The following is a 17,347-nucleotide window of genomic DNA, read 5'->3' on the forward strand; positions in this document are numbered from 1 at the left end:
TCAGAGGGCTACTTCTATTTATATGCGCGCTGTGGAAGCTTTATGTACTAACAAAACATCGCCGAGAATCAATGTCACTAATTGTGTACTACATGCCATTAGCGATAGTGAGCGTTATCGCGCTCGGTTTCGCTCCGCTGGCATGGTGGGCATCGAGGTTCGTCCGGCCCAAGAAACCCACTCAGTGGATGGAGACAACCTATGAGTGCGGTTCAGAACCCATTGGAGTAGCCCAGGTGCAGTTCAGGTTCCAATACTACACTTTTGCACTGATTTTTGTCGTCTTTGACCTGGTTGCAACCTTCCTGATGATCTGGGCAGTCGCGTTCTCTGGACTTTCAGTGACCGCGCAGCTCATGATGATGCTGTTCTTCGGGATTCTGATTCTTGGTGTCGCATATTCCTTGAAAAAGGAGGATTACGTATGGATATGAGCCTCTACCCCCATGCGGTTGCAATGAGTGCTGACGAGTTCATGTCATGGTCTGACGCCATGATTAATGACCTCCTCAGCTCTGGAACCAAAAAGACAGTGGACGAGCTCACAGGACCCATCTGGTCCTGGGCGATGAAGAACTCCATGCACCCCCTTCACTGGGGACTCGCATGCTGCGCTCTCGAGATGGCGGCGGCTTCCGCCCCCAGGTACGACGCAGAGCGTTACGGTATGATCTACCGTTCATCCCCCAGGCAGACCGATATCCTGCTGGTCAACGGCTGGATCTCCAAGAAGATCCGTCCCGACCTCAGGCGTCTCTACGAGCAGATCCCCAACCCGAAATGGGTCGTGGCGATGGGCGAGTGCGCCATCTCCGGAGGACCCTGGTACGACTCCTACAACACAGTTCAGGGTCTGGACCAGATCGTCCCCGTGGATGTCTACATCCCCGGATGCCCCGCTCGTCCCGATGCGATGATTGATGGATTCATGCTTCTCCAGAAGAAGATCGAGAGCTACTTCAGGAGAGGAGCATTCCTGGAGGACTGAGCATGGACACAGAAGCCGTGTACCAGAGTCCCTCCGAGGAAGAGGTCAAGACCCTCCTCACCGAGAAGTTCCCCGAGGTCGAGGTCACCAGGACCGAGGCCCGCAGGGTGTACGCCAAACTCCCGAGGGAGAAGGTCCTTGAGGTGTGCAAGTACATTCAGCACAACCTGACCTTCGAGCACTGCTCCACCGTCATCGGAGTGGACTACGTCGACCACATGACTGTGGTCTACCACCTGTCCAACTACTACAACGGACTCATGATCGAGCTTTCCACAGACCTTCCCGCAGACGACCTCCATGTGGAGTCGGTGACATGCGTCTGGGAAGGAGCCAACTGGCACGAGAGGGAGACCTGGGAGCTCTTCGGAATCGTCTTCGACAACCACCCCAAGCTGGAGAGGCTGCTGACTCCGAAGACCTACGAGTTCTTCCCCTTCAGGAAATCATACAAACTCAGGGGGAGTGAGTGATGGCTGACTCGTTAGTTCCCGTTAAAGAATTGGAAGAGAAGATGGAAACCGACAAGATGTGGATCATCATGGGTCCGCAGCACCCGTTCTCCCACGGTCTCTGGACCCTCAAGATCCAGGTCGACGGAGAGATCGTCACGGACGCAGAGCCCATCGTCGGTTACCTCCACCGTGGCTGGGAGAAGGAGGCCGAGAACAGGATCTACCCCAAGATCATTCCCATGGCCGACCGTCTCTGCTACGCCGCGTCGATGACCTACACCCACCTCTACTGCATGACTGTGGAGAAGGCTCTGGGAATCGACATCCCCGAGAAGGCGAAGTACATCAGGATCGTGGCCGACGAGGTGTGCAGGATCAACTCCCATCTCATGTGGCTCGCGGCCGTCGGTACCGACCTCGGAAACCTGACCGTGTTCCTCTGGGCCATGAGGGAGAGGGAGTACTTCCTCGACCTGAACGTCAAGCTCTGCGGAGCCAGGATGACCACCAACTACCCGCGTATCGGCGGAGTCAGGAACGACCTGACCGAGCTGTTCGACAGGGACATCATCCGCACCGTGGACCGCTTCGAGAAGGCCATGTGGGACATCATCGATCTGATGGACGAGAGCTCAATCATCGTCTCCAGGATGAAAGGCGTGAGCTACATCTCGCGCGAGCAGTGCGCCAACATCGGAATGACCGGTCCCGCCATGAGGGGCTGCGGCGTCGACTTCGATATCCGCCGTGACGACCCCTATGACAACTACGACAAGGTCGACTTCGAGGTTCCCGTGCTGACCGAGGGAGACTCCTACGCCAGGTACATGATCCGTATCGAGGAGATGTTCCAGTCCTGCGAGATTATCAGGCAGGCGGTCCAGAAGATCAGGGCGCTCGGAAAGAACGCCCCCTACAGGCTCAAGACCCCCACAAAGGTCCCCGCAGGAACTGCCTTCATGAGGATGGAGGACCCCCGCGGAGAGTCTCTCATGTACCTCGTCTCCGACGGAACCGACAAGCCCTACAGGCTCAAGGTCCGCAGTCCGATCTTTACGAACGTATCCACATCCAAGGTAATGTGTCAGGGATGCAGGATCGCCGATGTTCCGGCCATCCTCGCCCAGATCGACATGTGCCTCGGAGAGACTGACAGGTGAGTATGGTGTACACGTACGACAGCATACTGAACTTCATCAACTTCCACACGGACATCATGTCGAACGCGTATTACCCGTTCGAGACGTTCAACCTGCCCTATGCGGTGTCCTACGGCCTGTGGGAGATCATCGGAGGAGCCATCGCATGGCTCATCAACCTGATCTTCCCCGGCAACTGCGTGTCCGAGTGGCTGGTCTCCGATGGAGCGAGCACCCTGTTCGCACTGATCATCTTCATGCTGATCATCTTCATCGTGGTCTTCGTCTGTACCCTGATATCCTTGTGGATGGAGCGTAAGTTCCTAGGAAGGATGATGGACAGAAGGGGAACCATGGTGGGTATGAAGGGATTCCTTCAGTGCGTCGCCGACGGTCTCAAGACCTTCATGAAGGAGAACACCATCCCCGGCAAGGTCGACAGGATGACCTACATGTGGACCGTGTCCCTGGTCATCGGTGTGTCCGTCCTCGTCGCATGCATGGTGCCTCTCTCCGCGAGATGGTACGTAGTCGACTACGACACCGGACTGCTCATCATCATGGCGTTCTTCGCCCTGGCTCCGTTCTTCATTCTCGTTTCCGGATGGGCGCAGAACAACAAGTACTCCCTGATCGGAGGAATGAGGGCAGCCGAACTCATGATCTCATACGAGGTCCCGATGCTCATCATGATCGCCACCACCGCCCTTCTGGCAGGTAGCTTCAACATCGGAGACATCGTCTACGCACAGAACGACACCGTCTGGTACTTCATCCCCCAGATCATCGGTTTCATCACGTTCTTCTTCTGCGCAACCGCGGAGTCCGAGCGTCTGCCCTTCGATATCGCAGAGGCAGAGGCCGAGCTGGTCGAGGGATGGCAGACGGAGTACGCCGGAATGAAGTGGGGTCTCATCATGCTGGCCGACTACTTCAGAGGCTACGTCGCATGCGCCATGGTCACAATCATGTACCTCGGTGGATGGACTCTGCCCTTCATCGGCGACGGACCCATACCTGAGATCGTGTTCCTGCTGAAGACATGGTTCGTGTTCTTCCTGATGATCCTGGTGAGGGCCGCTCTGGCTCGTGTCAGGCCCGATCAGATCCTCAACATCGGATGGAAGGTCTTCATGCCGCTGTCCGTAATCAACCTGGCAGTTGTTCTGCTGCTTAAGGTCGGAGGTGTGTTCTGATGACTATGAAATACCTTGACAAGTACCCGAAGAACCTGGCGAAGAGCCTGTGGGTACTCAAGCCCCAGTGGGCGGTGTTCAAACTGTTCTGCAAGAACATCATCCACAGGCCCGTCACAGTTCTCTACCCCTACGAGAAGGAGTGGGTCCCCGAGAACTACCGCGGACGCCCGGGACTCAGATACGACAAATGCGTCGGATGCGGCATGTGCGCACGCATGTGCCCCACCGCGTGCATCAAGATCGTGGACTCCGTCGACGACGACGGCAAGACCGTCAAGAGGCCACAGGTCAACATGGGCAGGTGCGCCATGTGCGGATACTGCGCCGAGTATTGTCCTGTGGACGCCATGACCGTCACGCCCGAGTACGAGATCGCGGAGTACACCAGGTACGATCTCCTCTACGGCCCCAGGAGGCTCAACTACGAGGGAACCACCGAGGGAATGGAGGTCAAGCTGGAGGTCACACTCCCGTCCGACATCGCCAACGGCAACCCCGAGAGGCGTGTCTCCCTGTTCGACCTGGACAGGCCCGAGCTGATCGACAGCAAGTGCATCGGATGCAAGAAGTGCGCCAAGGTCTGCCCCGTCAACGCCATCGAGATGGTGGAGAAGGGAACCAACGAGAAGACCGGAAAGCCCATCCTGCGCCCGGTGATCGACAACAGCAAGTGCATCTGCTGCAGCAACTGCGTGGACGACTGTCCCAAGGATGCTCTTGAGATCAAGGAGGTGCTCTGATGGGAGCGCTCATGGATTTGTGGAACGCGTTCTGGACCGGTCTCGGCGACTTCGGGCAGTACTGCCTGGCCAACCTGGACCTCGTCGCATTCCTGATACTGGCAGCAATCGCTGTCCTCGGAGCACTCTTCGTCGTCTCCGAGAAAGAGGTCGTTCACAGTGCGTTCTATCTCGCGCTCGTCTTCCTCTGTGTCGGGTTCGTGTACTTCTTCCTTGAAGCCGAATTCATTGGTGTGGTGCAGATCCTCGTCTACGTTGGAGCCATCACCATCCTGTTCGCGTTCAGCATCATGTTGACTAGGAGATACATCATGAAGAAGGAGGGTGAAGAATGACCGCAAAGAAGGTCGCGATTGGAGCGACAGTCTCCGTTATCCTCCTGGCCGTCCTCGTCGTCGGTATCGTCACCGTCGACTGGAACGATTACACCAGCAGCGATGTCCCGGAGTCCATCCCCGACATCGATCCCGACGGTCCCGACTCCATCTACGATGAGAACGGCGACCTCAGGGAGGACAGCCTTGCCTACACCGTCTTCGAGAAGTACGGTCTCGTACTGATCCCCCTGGCGCTGCTAATGTTCGGTGCCATGATCGGCGGTGTCTGCATATCTAGAGAGGAGGTTGAAGGCGATGATTCCGATTGAGTACTTCCTCATCCTCGGTGCCATCCTGTTCGTGATCGGCGCCTACGGAGTCGTAACCAAGAGCAACGCTATCGTCGTGCTCATGTGCATCGAGCTCATGCTCAACGCAGCCAACATCAACTTCGTCGCATTCGGCGCCTTCAACGCCGACGTGATCGGTCAGGCTTTCGTCGTCATGACCATCTCCGTCGCAGCAGCTGAAGTCGCTGTCGGAATAGCCATACTGCTCAACGCGTACAAGATGAGGAAGACAAGCGACCTCGACGACGCTGAGCTCACATCGATGAGGTGGTAAGGATGTTCATAGAATACACATATCTGGTGCCCCTCATCCCGATGCTCTGTTTCCTGATCATCGGCCTCGCCGGCAGGAAAACGCCCCAGAAAGGCGGATACATCGCAATAGCGGGAGCACTCATCTCGTTCATCATCGCCGCGCTGATCTCCTACGAGTACCTCACCGGCGACCAGTACCCCAACCCCGTGACCCAGTCCATCGAGTGGTTCTCGATCGGCGACATCACGATGCACCTCGGATACTACGTGGACGGCCTCACCTGCATGATGATGCTGTTCTCCTCGTTCATCTCCACCCTGATCTTCGTGTACTCCATCGGATATATGGGAGAGGAGGGACCCAGGAGGACGAGGTACTACGCCGAGGTCTCCCTGTTCCTGACCGGAATGCTCGGACTGATCGTCTCCAGCAACTTCCTGGAGATGTTCATCTTCTGGGAGGTCATGGGACTGTGCTCCTACCTGCTGATCGGATTCTGGTCCTTCAGGCACAACGATGGAGACGCTGCCTCCGCCAACGCGGCATCCGCAGCCAAGAAGGCCTTCCTGGTCACCCGTCTCGGAGACGTGTGCCTGATGGCCGGTCTGTTCATCCTGCTGGGCGAGTTCCAGAGCCTCGATTACACCACAATGTTCGACACCGCCAACATCGCGGCTGCCGACCCCAACATGCTGACACTCGGTATGCTCCTCGTCTTCGGTGGAGTCATCGGTAAGAGCGCTCAGTTCCCCCTGCACGACTGGCTGCCCGATGCGATGGCCGGTCCCACAACCGTCTCCTCTCTGATCCACGCCGCGACAATGGTCAAGGCCGGAGTCTACCTGGTCGCCAGGGGATACCCTCTGTTCGTCCAGAACCCCGAGGTCATGCTCTTCGTCGGTATCATCGGAGGAGTCACCGCAATCTTCGCCGCCACAATGGCGCTCAACAACATGAACATCAAGAAGGTCCTCGCGTTCTCCACCGTTTCCCAGCTGGGATACATGGTCCTCGCTCTGGGAGCCGGAGGTTACCTCATCGCTCTCGGACTCGACATGGGCGGAGCCGAGGGCACCGCGCTGATCACAGCCGGTGTCGCCGGATTCACCGCAGGATGCTTCCACATGATGAACCACGCCTTCTTCAAGGCCCTGCTGTTCATGTGCTCCGGATCTGTCATCCACGCCGTGGGCACAGAGGACATGAGGGAGATGGGAGGCCTCCACAAGCACATGAAGATCACATCGATCACGATGCTCCTCGGTTCCCTGTCCATCGCCGGATTCCCCTTCTTCAGCGGATTCTGGTCCAAGGACCTGGTCCTGGAGATCGCGATGGAGGCCGGACACGACGGAACCGTCTGGTTCACCGTCCTGTGGGTCCTCGGTGTCATCACCGCCTTCATGACCGCGTTCTACATGTTCCGCATGTGGTTCATGACCTTCATGGGAGAGGAGGGCCACGCCACGCAGCACTGCCACGGCGAGTCCCCCAAGACCATGACCGTGCCCCTGATGATCCTGTCCGTGTTCGCCGTCCTGAGCGGATTCCTCATCATGTTCGGACTCGACGGAGTCGTGTCCTTCAACGTCACCGATGCGGGATTCGTCGTTGGAGGTGCCCACGCGGAGGGATTCCACTACTTCACGGAGCTGTTCACCAACCCCTACACCTACCTGACCATCGTGCTCGCACTGCTCGGTATCGGAATCGCCTACCTCATGTACGCGAAGAAGACCGTGGACCCCGGAAAGTTCAACAAGAATGGACAGTCCTGGATCTACAAGCTCTTCGCCAACAGGTGGTACTTCCCCGAGTTCTACAACCAGGTCTCCTGGAAGCTCGGATACGGTGTCGCACGCGGCGTCAACTACGTCGACAGGCAGGTCATCGACGGAACCGTCAACGGTCTCTCCGGAGCCGTCGTCGGAGGAGGAGACTCCCTCAGCAAGATGCAGACCGGTCACGTCCAGGACTACTCCTCGGTCGTGCTCCTCGGTGTCGCAGTCCTGTCTGTGTTCCTGATCGTCATCGCCGTAATCATGGGAGGTATGTGAGATGGATATACCGATACTTTCCCTGCTCATCCTGATTCCCCTGATCGGAGCCATCGCGACTCTGTTCATGGGCGGTGAGAGGCAGAAATACGCGAAGTACGTGGCCGGAGTGTTCTCCGCCATCACGCTGATCCTCTCGCTCTACATCATGTTCGCAACGGACATGGGAGAGCTGTCCGAGTCCTACGCTTGGATCGACACGAGCTACATCGTGATCAACTTCGCACTCGAAGTCGACGGTCTCAGCATCCTGATGGTCTTCCTGACCGCTCTGCTGACTCTGCTGGTGGTCGTCTTCTCCGCAGAGGAGAAGGACAGGCCCAACTACTTCCACACCCTGGTCATGGCAATGGAAGTCGGACTCATGGGAGTCTACCTGGCGGCGGACTACTTCCTGTTCTACGTCATGTGGGAGATCACCCTGATCCCGATGTACTTCATGATCTCGTGGTACGGAGGTCCCAGGAGGCACTATGCCGCCATCAAGTTCCTGATCTACACGCACGTCGCGTCTCTGGTCATGCTGATCGGTATCTTCGCCATGGGATTCGAAGCCGGAACCATGAACGGAGGAGTCGTGGACTTCTCCTTCGACACAATCAACAGTCTGATGCCGCAGACCTCCGAGGCCTTCCAGGCGATCGTCTTCGCCCTGATGTTCTTCGGATTCATGGTCAAGATGCCTTCAGTTCCCTTCCACACATGGCTGCCCGACGCACACGTCGAGGCACCCACAGGAGGTTCCGTCCTTCTGGCCGGTGTCATGCTTAAGATGGGATCCTACGGTATCATCCGCGTCTGCCTCGAGGCCTTCCCTCTGGGAGCCGAGTACTGGCAGTGGCTGATCATCGCGATCGGACTGATCTCCATGGTCTACGGAGCCTACGCCTGTATCGCGCAGACCGATCTCAAGAAGATGGTGGCGTTCTCGTCCATCAGCCACATGGGAATGGTCATGCTCGGTATCGGATGCCTCTCCGACATCGGAATCACGTTCGCCATCTTCCAGATGTTCGCTCACGGACTGATCAGTGCAATGCTGTTCATGGTGTGCGGATTCACCGGACACGCTGTCGGAACCAGAGAGATGCCCCTCCTCGGCGGTCTCGCCGGAAGGATGCCCATGTACGCGACATTCATGATGATCGCATTCATGGCCTCTCTCGGACTGCCCGGTCTCGTCGGATTCTGGGGAGAGTTCCCTCTCGTCTACGGATTCTACGAGTTCATCCAGGCCAACGACATGCTCTGGCTCATCCTGTTCTGCCTGCTGACGCTCATGCTGACCGCAGGTTACTACATCTGGGCCATGCAGAGGACCCTGTTCGGACCCGAGACCACCAAGATCGACCTCGAGCACGTCCACGATGTCAGCAAGTGCGAGGCTGTCGCCCTTGCCGTCCTCGTCGTCCTCGTCGCCCTCTATGGAGTCTGGCCCGACGCCGCCCTCTTGTTCATCGACCCCTACGTCGATGGACTCGTGGCTTCCCTTGCGGAGGTGATCTGATGGTTGACATAACCGGAATCTTCGGAGATTACGCGGCCTTCGCGCCCATAATCATCCTGGCAATCAGCGCCCTGCTGCTTCCCGCAGTGCAGTTCATCGGAAAGAGGCGCACAGCTACCTGGGCCTTCGCCCTGGTGCTGACCGTCATCTCGATGATCGTCAACGGAATCATGCTCACCGACAACTTCGTCGGTGACGCCATGGGCCTGTACGAGTACAACGCGTACACAGGTCTGATGATCCTGCTGTTCCAGATCGTCCTGTTCCTGGCCGTGCTGGTCTCCAACGCCAGCACCGAGACGACCAGGATCCACGTCGGAGCCTACTACGCTCTGCTGACCGGAGCGACCATCGGTATGATGTTCGTTGCCGGATCCTCCGACCTGCTGACCATCTTCGTGGGAGTCGAGCTCACAAGTATCTCGTCCTACGCCCTGGTCACCATGAAGAGGAAGGATGGAAGGGCTGCCGAGGCCGGTGTGAAGTACGTGATCATCGGAGGAATGTCCACTGCTCTGACCATCTACGGTATTTCCATGCTGTATGGTCTGACCGGAACCACCGACATCTCCGCCATCGCCGAGACCACCCAGCTGACCGGAATGAACTGGATGTTCGCAATCGCGCTCATCTGTATGATCGCCGGTTACGGATTCAAGATCGCAGCGGTGCCCTTCCACATGTGGGCACCCGATGTGTACGAGGGAGCCGCCTCCCCCATCTCCATGTTCCTGGCAACTGGATCGAAGAAGATGGGTCTGGGCGTCTTCTTCCAGATCTTCCTGGTGATGTTCGTCGCAGGCAGCGCAACTGCCCAGATCGCCGGTGAGGAGGTCCAGTACCTCTTCGCCATCATCGCCGCGTTCACCATGACCGTCGGTAACATCGTGGCGATCGCCCAGAACAACATCAAGAGGATGCTGGCCTACTCGTCCATCGCTCAGGCAGGATACATCCTGATCGTCATGGCCGTCATGTCCGAGTACGCACTCAGCGCCGGTCTGTTCCACATGTTCACCCACGTGTTCATGAAGGGCGGAGCGTTCCTCATCGTCGGTGCACTCATCTGCGCCGGAATCGGTGAGAAGATCTCCGACTACAAGGGACTGGCAAAGAGGGCCCCGTTCATGGCAGCCGCGATGATGCTGTTCCTGTTCTCGCTGGCCGGAATCCCGCCTCTGGCAGGATTTACCTCGAAGTTCTTCCTGTTCTCCTCCGCCATCGGCGGTGTGGACGGAGTGACTTCCCAGTGGGTCTGGCTGGCCTTCATCGCCATCCTCAACTCGGCCATCTCGCTGTACTACTACGCGAGGGTCGTCAAGGCGATGTACATCGAGAAGGGACCCAGCACCGAGAAGATCAAGGTGCCCAAGATCTTCACTGTCGCCATCGCGATCTGTGTGATCTTCGTCATCGTTCTGGGAGTCTACCCCCAGCTGATCTTCGACTTCTGCGAGACGGCTGCGGCCGCCCTGCTGGGCTGAGAACGATCCAACAAACCTCTTCCCGAAACCTCTTCCCAAACGCTTTCCTTCTCTTCTTCGGATGTGCCAGCGGGCCCATGATATGTTTTAAGTACCGAATGATTATGACAAACCGATGTCTGAGCCGTGGCACTCCTGTATAGACGGGGAACTCGAGAAAGTCGAGGAAATCATGATGAGAGACCTCGAGTCCGAGAATCCCGAACTCACCGAGATGTGTCAGTACGTCGTAGCGTCGGGAGGCAAGCGCCTCAGGCCTGCGCTCTGCATACTCAGCTACGGTGCCGTTGGCGGCGAGGACATGATCACGCCGATCAAGGTCGGTGCCGCTTTCGAGATTATCCACAGTGCCACTCTCATCCACGACGACATAAACGACCAGGGTGAGATCAGGCGCGGCAGGAAGACCCTGCACAAGGAGTACACCATAAGCAAGGCGATTATCGCCGGCGACTACATGTTCGCCATGGGTTTCCGTCTTCTCGCCGCAGAGGCACCTCAGATCGTCTACTACATCGTGGATGCCTCAGCTGCCATGGGTGCGGGCGAGTTCGTCCAGAAGGACTTCGAGCATGCATCCAAGGTCAAGGAGGAGGACTACATCACCATCATCACCGGCAAGACCGCCAAGCTGTTCGAGGCGGCATCCAAGTCCGGTGTCGCCGTCGCCAACGCGGACAGCTCCATGCTGGAGGCCCTTGGGGACTTCTCGTTCAACATAGGTCTTGCTTTCCAGATAGTGGATGACACCCTCGATGTAACAGGGGATCCGCACAGCACAGGCAAGGCGGTGGGGACTGACCTCATCGAGGGAAAACCCACACTCCCTGTGATCTACGCGATGCAGGACAAGGTGCACGGTCCGAGGCTCGTCGAGCTCTTCGAGAAGGTCGACGTCACCATGGACGACGTCAGGGAGGCCCTGGAGCTCATACGTGCGACCGATTCGGTGAAGAGGTGTCTTGCCAGAGCTGAGGAGTATGTCGACCAGGCCATCAGATGTCTCGACCCGGTCCCTGACTCGATCTACAAGAACTCCCTTCTCAGTCTCGCCCACTACATAGTGAGCAGGGACAGGTGATTCCATGGACAGAACAGACGTAGACGTCCTGGTGGTAGGCTCCGGACCCGCCGGAAGCACCACAGCCAGATATGCCGCCATGGGCGGAGCGAGCGTGATGTTCATAGAGAGGCGTCCGGAAGTGGGCGTCCCTGTCAGATGCGGTGAGTTCATGCCGTCCATCGAGGAGATCAAGGGCATGTTCCCGAACTACGTGGATGAGGACTCCCTCTTCGACATCCCCCAGGAACTCCGCTGTCTGGAGACCCACGGCATAAAGCTCGTCGATCCCAAGGGCAAGATCACGCTCCTGGACCATGAGGGCTACACCACGGACAGGGACCGTTTCGACCAGTATCTGGCGAAGATCGCCGTGGAGGAGGGGGCCATCCTGGAGAGGAACTGCCTGTTCAAGGGGATCGAGAACGGTGTCGCCAAGACCAGCCAGGGAGACGTCAGGTACAAGGTGATTGTCGGTGCCGACGGTCCTGGGTCCCGTGTGGCCAGGAGTCTGGGGCTTCCCAGGAACCAGAACCCGTATCCCGCGGTCACCGCACAGGTCAAGGGGGATTTCGAGCCCTACCTCTACATGTTCTTCGGAGACGTCGCACCCGGAGCGTACAGCTGGATCATACCCAAGGACGGGCGCGCCAACATCGGTGTGGGGTTCTCCCCCAAGTTCTCCAACGGCAGCCTGTCCGAGTACTTCGACAGGTTTGCGGAGAAGCGCGGATTCAAGGTTGACATGAAGCTGGAGGGCAAGTATGTCCCCAGCGAGGGTCCCATAGCCAGGACGGTGTCCGGCAACGGGATGGTCGTCGGAGATGCAGCCGGACAGGTCATCTCTGTCAACGGAGGCGGGATACCGCTCGCGATGATCGCCGGGCGCATCTGCGGAAAGGTGGCGGCATCCAACATAGGATCCGGGAGCCCTCTGGCTGATTACGAGACGCAGTGGAGACATGTGCTGGAGAAGCCTCTGAAGACCGCGGCGTTCAACAAGAAGCTCGCCGACACGTTCGCCTTCAGGTCCGAGAAGAGCACGGTCATGTGCATGAACATCCTCGGTCAGAGGAGGATGGGCAACCTCATACGCTGCAAGCGCATCTTCCCGTGATGAAGTCCGCGATAGCTGTCTGTGATGCGAGGATGCCGTCGTCATTTCAGAAGCAGTCGACAGCGGATGTGCGATTGCATTTTGCAACAGTGTTGTCAGGATGTCATTTGCGCCTGCATGCCCTCATCTGCGAGCCACAGATGGGGCATTCGGCCATCTTCTCCTTGTACCACTTCTTGCAGCCGATGCACTGATAGTTCCACTTGACCACTTTCTGTATACCATTCATGCCGACTGGTCTGAAGCCTATGCCCATGATGCGCGCTACGTTCTGGATCGAGTAGTCGTCCGACCATATCGTCCCATCGACGTCGAGGGCGAGCGCCAGCACCGTCATATCGACAGGGGAGAGTCTTCCGAGGTCGCCGCTCTTCCTGGCAGCCTCCTCGACCCTGACCAGGGACTCCTTGGAGCAGTCGGAGACGCGCACCATGTCTCCCCAGAGCGCCAGGCGGGGGTCCTCGTACTTCTCGAGCTCCCTGATGACTCCTGGCGGGCAGACATGCTCCTCATCTGGGAGGGCGTCCATGGAGAAGAATGCGGAGCTGTCGAGGACCAACATGGGAGGTGGATGACGGTACACTTTGATAACCGATGCGGAGGAATCCGATAGGTATTTCACGGATGGTTGCTTCGACCAACCATGTTCAAGGGAGGTACCGCGCTTCTCATCGCGACGATGATCCTGGGTGTCCTGATGGACGGGATAGACGGCAGCATCGTCAACGTGGCGCTCCCTTCGATCGCCCACGGGTTCGGCACCGACACGAGCGTCGTGTCCTGGGTGACGATCAGCTATTTCCTGATGCTCGCCGGGCTACTCCTGCCGTTCGGCAGGATCGCCGACGCGGGGCACATCCGCAAGGTGTTCCTGCTGGGATTCGTCGTCTTCACAGCGGGATCCACCGCCTGCGCCCTGTCCCCTTCCCTCTCGCTTCTCATAGCATCGAGGGTCGTTCAGGGCATCGGGGCGGCAGCCCTGGCCGCCGTGGCACCGATGATATGCGTCAAACTGCTGCCCTCGGAACATCTGGGGAGGTCCCTGGGGATAATGTCCGTGGCATCCGCGCTCGGTTTCGCCCTGGGCCCCGCACTGGGCGGGTTCCTGGTCGGGATGCTGTCATGGCACTGGATATTCCTAATAAACATCCCGATTGGCGTACTGGGGGTCGTCCTCGGTCACCTGTCGCTTCCCAGGGAGGAGACCAGCAAGGTCACAGTGGATCTGAAGGGGACGTTCCTCCTGTTCTCGGGAGTCGGATCGGGCGTAATAGCACTGGAGCGCGTCTCGTATCCCGACGAGAGGATGGTGTGCGTCGTCTTCGCAGTGCTGGCCGTCGTCCTGCTGGCGCTGTTCGCTCTGGAGAGTCTGAGGTCCAGGAACCCGCTTTTTGATGTCAGGTTGTTCAAGATACGCGACCTGGACTTGACTCTCCTCTCATACACCCTGATCAACCTGGTGTACATGGGGGTGCTCTACATCCTGCCCTTCTACATGGATCTGGAGCTCGGGATGACATCTATGCAGAGCGGAGTGATGCTCCTCCTGCCGTCGGTGGTGTCCCTGATACTGAACGTGCCGGTGGGCAACTACTCGGACAAGCATGGGCGCAGGACGTTCGCGATCATCGCGACGGTGTTCGGCATAGCCTACAGCGCGGTCCTGTATGTGATAGAGCCCGAGATGGGTGTGGTGCCGCTGGTCGTGGTCGCCCTCGGCATGGGTCTGGTCTGGGGGTTCTGCGGGGCCGCATCCTCGGGTCGCATAGTGGATTCGCTCGAGCCCAAGGACAAGGCGATCGGGTCCTCTCTGATGACGTTCTTCATGTACATCGGAAGCACGGTGGGGACTGCTCTCTTCGCATCGCTCCTGACATCGGGCGCGGGTGCCGGAGGGGTCCCGATAGAGGACCTGACGTCCGAGGCCTTCATGTCAGGGATGTCCTTCGCGATGCTGTGGGCCGTGATCCTTTCTGTGGTGTCGATGGTTGCGGCGTATGCGGTGGACGAGAGGAAGAGGGAGGCGGCGAACAGGGCGCCTGACAGCTGATACGCGACACAGCGGGCGTCGGGACGTCAACAACAATTATACGTCCAATCCGTCATTCCACACCAGGTGTACCCATGGATGCGATCGGAGTCATCGTCATAATGTTCACGGGACTCTGGCTCTTCCTTCCCGCCATGGTTCCGAACTCCGCGGCTGTAATCTTCGGAGGGAAGACCAAGATCGATTTCGGGAAGTCCTGGAGGGGCAAGAGGATCTTCGGTGACGGGAAGTCCTGGAGAGGATTCTTCGGAGGTGCCCTGTCTGGCATCGTGTTCGGACTGGTCCTGATAGCCATATCGTCCATCTGGGATCCTGTGGACTACTGGGGATACGGACCGTTCTGGGACAACGTCGGCGTCCTCGCATGCCTTGCGTTCGGTGCGGTCCTGGGAGACCTGGGCGGAGCCTTCATAAAGCGCCGTCTGGGCATGGAGAGGGGGCAGAAGGCCCCTGTCCTGGACCAGTACGACTTCGTGATAGGGGCGTTCCTCGTGACCGCGCTGTTCTATCCGGACTGGGTCTACGCCAACTACATCGAGGGCTGGCACATAGCCGCCCTGATCTTCATCATAGTGATCATGTTCGCCATACACAGGGTGGTGAACATCATCGGTTACAGGATGGGGCTCAAGAAGGAGCCCTGGTGATTCCATGAGCGAACTCTCAGAAGCGTTGAAATCATGCGGCGCACTGCAGTTCGGCGAGTTCACACTCGCCTCTGGTGCGAAGAGCGACTACTACATCGACATCAAGAAGGCCAGCACGAACCCCGAGGTGCTGCGTCTCATCGCCAGGCTCATGGCGCAGAAGATGCGCGACGAGGGCATAGAGGCGGACAGAATCGCGGGCGTCGTCCTAGGATCCGTCCCTCTGGCAACAGCACTGGCACTCGAGACGGGCATCCCGTATGTCATGATCCGCAAGGAGAAGAAGGACCACGGAACCGGCAAGCTCATAGAGGGCGACCTCAACGCCGGGGACAGGGTCCTCGTCGTCGAGGACGTTATCACCACCGCCGGCTCCAGCATCAAGGCCATCGGCACCCTCCGCGAAGCGGGCGCCGAGGTGCGCCACGTCATCTCGGTCATCGATCGCGAGGGAGGCGGCGCCGAGAACCTCGCCGAGGCCGGAGTGGACTTCCGTCCGCTGGTTAAGGCCTCCGAACTGGTGAAGAGATGAGGCCCGATCCCGACTGCAGGCTATGCGACCTGCACAGGGGCCGCACGAACATCGTCCTGCCGGACGGCAACCCGTCCCACGGGATCGTGTTCGTGGGAGAGGGCCCTGGCGAGTTTGAGGACCTGGAGGGCCGCCCCTTCGTCGGACGCTCAGGGAAGATCCTGGACGGCATGATGAAGGAGGCGGGGTTCGACAGGACCAAGGTGATGATCACCAACACCGTGAAGTGCAGGCCCCCCAACAACAGGGATCCGATGCCGGAGGAGATGGCGGCGTGCCGTCCGTTCCTGGAGTCGGAGCTCTACGATGCCAGGCTGGTCGTCGGACTGGGGAAGTCAGCCTGTCGCGACCTGATGGGCTACGACGGTCCGATGTCCGAGATCGTGAACATCCCTATGACGATAAGGATCCGGGACAGGGAGATCGTGTTCATACCCACGTACCATCCCGCGGCGACGATATACAACAAGGACTCCCGCGCCGCCCTCCAGGAGACGATGCGTGTCGTCGCGGAGTGGCTCAAATGAGGTTCGGCGGCTTCATGATAGACATGGACGGCACCGTCTACAAGGGCGGCGTGCCGATCCCCGGGGCGAGGGAGTTCGTGTCCTTTCTCAGGGAGAGGGGGATCCCGTTCGTCTTCCTTACCAACAACTCGTCCCACGGTAGGTCGTTCTACCTCGAGAAGCTCACCCGTCTCGGTTTCGACGTGAACCTCGACAACATCCTGACTTCGACGATCGCGACCATCAGGTACCTCCTGACAGAGCGTCCCGGCAGGACCGTGTATCCGGTCGCCGTCCCCGCGGTCGTCGAGGAGCTGCGCGCGGCTGGAATCCCGTTGACGGAGGATGACCCAGACATCGTGGTTCTCACGTTCGACACCACCATAACGTACGAGAAGATCAACAAGGCCTTCCACTTCCTCAACTCGGGGGCGGAGCTCATAGCGACCCATCCGGACGACGTCTGTCCGACCGAGGACTCGTACGACATAGACATCGGGCCGTTCATCAGGATGTTCGAGCAGATGTGCCAGACCAAGGCGACCGTCATCGGCAAGCCCAACAGGCTGATGCTAGAGATGGCAGCAGGAGAGCTCGGGGTTGCCCCCGAGGACACGGTCATGGTCGGCGACAGGCTCACAACGGACATCGAGATGGCCGTCAGTGCGGGCACGCAGTCCATACTGGTGCTCTCGGGGGAGACCGACAGGGAGATGCTCTCGAGATGGGGCAAGAACCCTACGGCGGTCGTCGAATCCGTCGCGGACATCCCCGGCATGGTCGACGGCACGATCTGAAAAACGGCGGGTCCGGATGCGTCTGGCATCCCCCGCCCTTTAAATAAGCGCACGACATACTATTTTAAGTCGTGCGCGCGCCCGAGGTTTGAAGGGGCCTCGGCCAGCGACCGGACAGCACGGCGATGGGATGCAGGGGCGGTGCC

General features: G+C 58.6%; 20 protein-coding genes. 19 read left to right on the top strand and 1 reads right to left on the bottom strand.

What is annotated here, in order from left to right:
* The first annotated feature begins 92 nt into the window (after window positions 1-92).
* The 14 genes from ndhC (at window position 93) to JS82_01175 (ending at window position 12,669) form a co-directional block, all read left to right on the top strand.
* Window positions 93-434 (top strand): NAD(P)H-quinone oxidoreductase subunit 3, encoded by a 342-nt coding sequence (ndhC, locus tag JS82_01110; protein QHK18351.1) that lies wholly within the window; start codon window positions 93-95, stop codon window positions 432-434.
* Complete coding sequence (locus JS82_01115; GenBank protein ID QHK16809.1) at window positions 425-988, top strand: NADH-quinone oxidoreductase subunit B; 564 nt, start codon at window positions 425-427, stop codon at window positions 986-988. Before ndhC ends, JS82_01115 begins: the two co-directional genes overlap by 10 nt.
* A 2-nt stretch (window positions 989-990) precedes the next feature.
* A complete protein-coding gene (locus tag JS82_01120) occupies window positions 991-1,461 on the top strand; it encodes an NADH:ubiquinone oxidoreductase subunit (protein QHK16810.1) in 471 nt (156 codons plus the stop codon).
* On the top strand, window positions 1,461-2,603 hold the full coding sequence (locus tag JS82_01125; protein ID QHK16811.1) for an NADH-quinone oxidoreductase subunit D: 1,143 nt from the start codon (window positions 1,461-1,463) through the stop codon (window positions 2,601-2,603). Before JS82_01120 ends, JS82_01125 begins: the two co-directional genes overlap by 1 nt.
* A 5-nt stretch (window positions 2,604-2,608) precedes the next feature.
* Window positions 2,609-3,778: an NADH-quinone oxidoreductase subunit H gene (locus tag JS82_01130; protein ID QHK18352.1), complete on the top strand. Its 1,170-nt coding sequence runs from the start codon at window positions 2,609-2,611 to the stop codon at window positions 3,776-3,778.
* Window positions 3,778-4,521 (top strand): 4Fe-4S dicluster domain-containing protein, encoded by a 744-nt coding sequence (locus JS82_01135; GenBank protein ID QHK16812.1) that lies wholly within the window; start codon window positions 3,778-3,780, stop codon window positions 4,519-4,521. The genes JS82_01130 and JS82_01135 overlap by 1 nt, the downstream gene beginning before the upstream one ends.
* Window positions 4,521-4,856 carry an NADH:ubiquinone oxidoreductase subunit 6 (chain J) gene (locus JS82_01140; protein ID QHK16813.1) on the top strand — a complete coding sequence of 112 codons (336 nt, stop codon included), beginning with the start codon at window positions 4,521-4,523 and terminating at the stop codon, window positions 4,854-4,856. Before JS82_01135 ends, JS82_01140 begins: the two co-directional genes overlap by 1 nt.
* Entirely contained in the window at window positions 4,853-5,167 is a 315-nt protein-coding gene (locus tag JS82_01145) for a hypothetical protein (GenBank protein ID QHK16814.1), read from the top strand. The genes JS82_01140 and JS82_01145 overlap by 4 nt, the downstream gene beginning before the upstream one ends.
* Complete coding sequence (gene nuoK, locus JS82_01150) at window positions 5,154-5,462, top strand: NADH-quinone oxidoreductase subunit NuoK (GenBank protein ID QHK16815.1); 309 nt, start codon at window positions 5,154-5,156, stop codon at window positions 5,460-5,462. Before JS82_01145 ends, nuoK begins: the two co-directional genes overlap by 14 nt.
* Window positions 5,463-5,464: 2 nt before the next feature.
* A complete protein-coding gene (locus tag JS82_01155; protein ID QHK16816.1) occupies window positions 5,465-7,501 on the top strand; it encodes an NADH-quinone oxidoreductase subunit L in 2,037 nt (678 codons plus the stop codon).
* Window position 7,502: 1 nt separating this feature from the next.
* Entirely contained in the window at window positions 7,503-9,008 is a 1,506-nt protein-coding gene (locus JS82_01160; protein ID QHK16817.1) for an NADH-quinone oxidoreductase subunit M, read from the top strand.
* A complete protein-coding gene (nuoN, locus tag JS82_01165; protein ID QHK16818.1) occupies window positions 9,008-10,492 on the top strand; it encodes an NADH-quinone oxidoreductase subunit NuoN in 1,485 nt (494 codons plus the stop codon). The genes JS82_01160 and nuoN overlap by 1 nt, the downstream gene beginning before the upstream one ends.
* A 172-nt stretch (window positions 10,493-10,664) precedes the next feature.
* Window positions 10,665-11,573 (top strand): polyprenyl synthetase family protein, encoded by a 909-nt coding sequence (locus tag JS82_01170; GenBank protein ID QHK18353.1) that lies wholly within the window; start codon window positions 10,665-10,667, stop codon window positions 11,571-11,573.
* 4 nt (window positions 11,574-11,577) lie between these two features.
* Window positions 11,578-12,669, top strand: a complete 1,092-nt coding sequence (locus tag JS82_01175; protein QHK16819.1) for a geranylgeranyl reductase family protein — start codon at window positions 11,578-11,580, stop codon at window positions 12,667-12,669.
* Between the two features lie 103 nt (window positions 12,670-12,772).
* On the opposite strand, the gene JS82_01180 is transcribed toward JS82_01175, so the two are convergent.
* On the bottom strand, window positions 12,773-13,231 hold the full coding sequence (locus JS82_01180) for a nucleic acid-binding protein (protein ID QHK16820.1): 459 nt from the start codon (window positions 13,229-13,231) through the stop codon (window positions 12,773-12,775).
* An 81-nt stretch (window positions 13,232-13,312) separates the two neighbouring features.
* Between JS82_01180 and JS82_01185 the strand changes: the two genes are divergently transcribed.
* The 5 genes from JS82_01185 to JS82_01205 all read left to right on the top strand — a co-directional run bounded on the left by JS82_01185 (window position 13,313) and on the right by JS82_01205 (window position 17,201).
* Complete coding sequence (locus JS82_01185; protein QHK16821.1) at window positions 13,313-14,719, top strand: DHA2 family efflux MFS transporter permease subunit; 1,407 nt, start codon at window positions 13,313-13,315, stop codon at window positions 14,717-14,719.
* A gap of 74 nt (window positions 14,720-14,793) precedes the next feature.
* Window positions 14,794-15,366, top strand: a complete 573-nt coding sequence (locus JS82_01190) for a CDP-2,3-bis-(O-geranylgeranyl)-sn-glycerol synthase (protein ID QHK16822.1) — start codon at window positions 14,794-14,796, stop codon at window positions 15,364-15,366.
* Window positions 15,367-15,370: 4 nt separating this feature from the next.
* Window positions 15,371-15,898, top strand: coding sequence for an orotate phosphoribosyltransferase (locus JS82_01195; protein ID QHK16823.1), 528 nt, complete (start codon window positions 15,371-15,373; stop codon window positions 15,896-15,898).
* Entirely contained in the window at window positions 15,895-16,425 is a 531-nt protein-coding gene (locus JS82_01200; GenBank protein QHK16824.1) for a uracil-DNA glycosylase, read from the top strand. The genes JS82_01195 and JS82_01200 overlap by 4 nt, the downstream gene beginning before the upstream one ends.
* Window positions 16,422-17,201, top strand: coding sequence for an HAD-IIA family hydrolase (locus tag JS82_01205; protein QHK16825.1), 780 nt, complete (start codon window positions 16,422-16,424; stop codon window positions 17,199-17,201). The genes JS82_01200 and JS82_01205 overlap by 4 nt, the downstream gene beginning before the upstream one ends.
* Window positions 17,202-17,347 lie beyond the last annotated feature (146 nt).

Source organism: Methanomassiliicoccaceae archaeon DOK, assembly GCA_009911715.1.
Classification (GTDB): domain Archaea; phylum Thermoplasmatota; class Thermoplasmata; order Methanomassiliicoccales; family Methanomethylophilaceae; genus Methanoprimaticola.

Bases quoted from the DNA above. Each gene is read 5' to 3' on its own strand.
- ndhC (QHK18351.1), top strand. From the start codon at position 93: ATGCCATTAGCGATAGTGAGCGTTATCGCGCTCGGTTTCGCTCCGCTG.
- JS82_01115 (QHK16809.1), top strand. From the start codon at position 425: ATGGATATGAGCCTCTACCCCCATGCGGTTGCAATGAGTGCTGACGAG.
- JS82_01120 (QHK16810.1), top strand. From the start codon at position 991: ATGGACACAGAAGCCGTGTACCAGAGTCCCTCCGAGGAAGAGGTCAAG.
- JS82_01125 (QHK16811.1), top strand. From the start codon at position 1,461: ATGGCTGACTCGTTAGTTCCCGTTAAAGAATTGGAAGAGAAGATGGAA.
- JS82_01135 (QHK16812.1), top strand. From the start codon at position 3,778: ATGACTATGAAATACCTTGACAAGTACCCGAAGAACCTGGCGAAGAGC.
- JS82_01140 (QHK16813.1), top strand. From the start codon at position 4,521: ATGGGAGCGCTCATGGATTTGTGGAACGCGTTCTGGACCGGTCTCGGC.
- JS82_01145 (QHK16814.1), top strand. From the start codon at position 4,853: ATGACCGCAAAGAAGGTCGCGATTGGAGCGACAGTCTCCGTTATCCTC.
- nuoK (QHK16815.1), top strand. From the start codon at position 5,154: ATGATTCCGATTGAGTACTTCCTCATCCTCGGTGCCATCCTGTTCGTG.
- JS82_01155 (QHK16816.1), top strand. From the start codon at position 5,465: ATGTTCATAGAATACACATATCTGGTGCCCCTCATCCCGATGCTCTGT.
- JS82_01160 (QHK16817.1), top strand. From the start codon at position 7,503: ATGGATATACCGATACTTTCCCTGCTCATCCTGATTCCCCTGATCGGA.
- nuoN (QHK16818.1), top strand. From the start codon at position 9,008: ATGGTTGACATAACCGGAATCTTCGGAGATTACGCGGCCTTCGCGCCC.
- JS82_01170 (QHK18353.1), top strand. From the start codon at position 10,665: ATGATGAGAGACCTCGAGTCCGAGAATCCCGAACTCACCGAGATGTGT.
- JS82_01175 (QHK16819.1), top strand. From the start codon at position 11,578: ATGGACAGAACAGACGTAGACGTCCTGGTGGTAGGCTCCGGACCCGCC.
- JS82_01180 (QHK16820.1), bottom strand. From the start codon at position 13,231: ATGTTGGTCCTCGACAGCTCCGCATTCTTCTCCATGGACGCCCTCCCA.
- JS82_01185 (QHK16821.1), top strand. From the start codon at position 13,313: ATGTTCAAGGGAGGTACCGCGCTTCTCATCGCGACGATGATCCTGGGT.
- JS82_01190 (QHK16822.1), top strand. From the start codon at position 14,794: ATGGATGCGATCGGAGTCATCGTCATAATGTTCACGGGACTCTGGCTC.
- JS82_01195 (QHK16823.1), top strand. From the start codon at position 15,371: ATGAGCGAACTCTCAGAAGCGTTGAAATCATGCGGCGCACTGCAGTTC.
- JS82_01200 (QHK16824.1), top strand. From the start codon at position 15,895: ATGAGGCCCGATCCCGACTGCAGGCTATGCGACCTGCACAGGGGCCGC.
- JS82_01205 (QHK16825.1), top strand. From the start codon at position 16,422: ATGAGGTTCGGCGGCTTCATGATAGACATGGACGGCACCGTCTACAAG.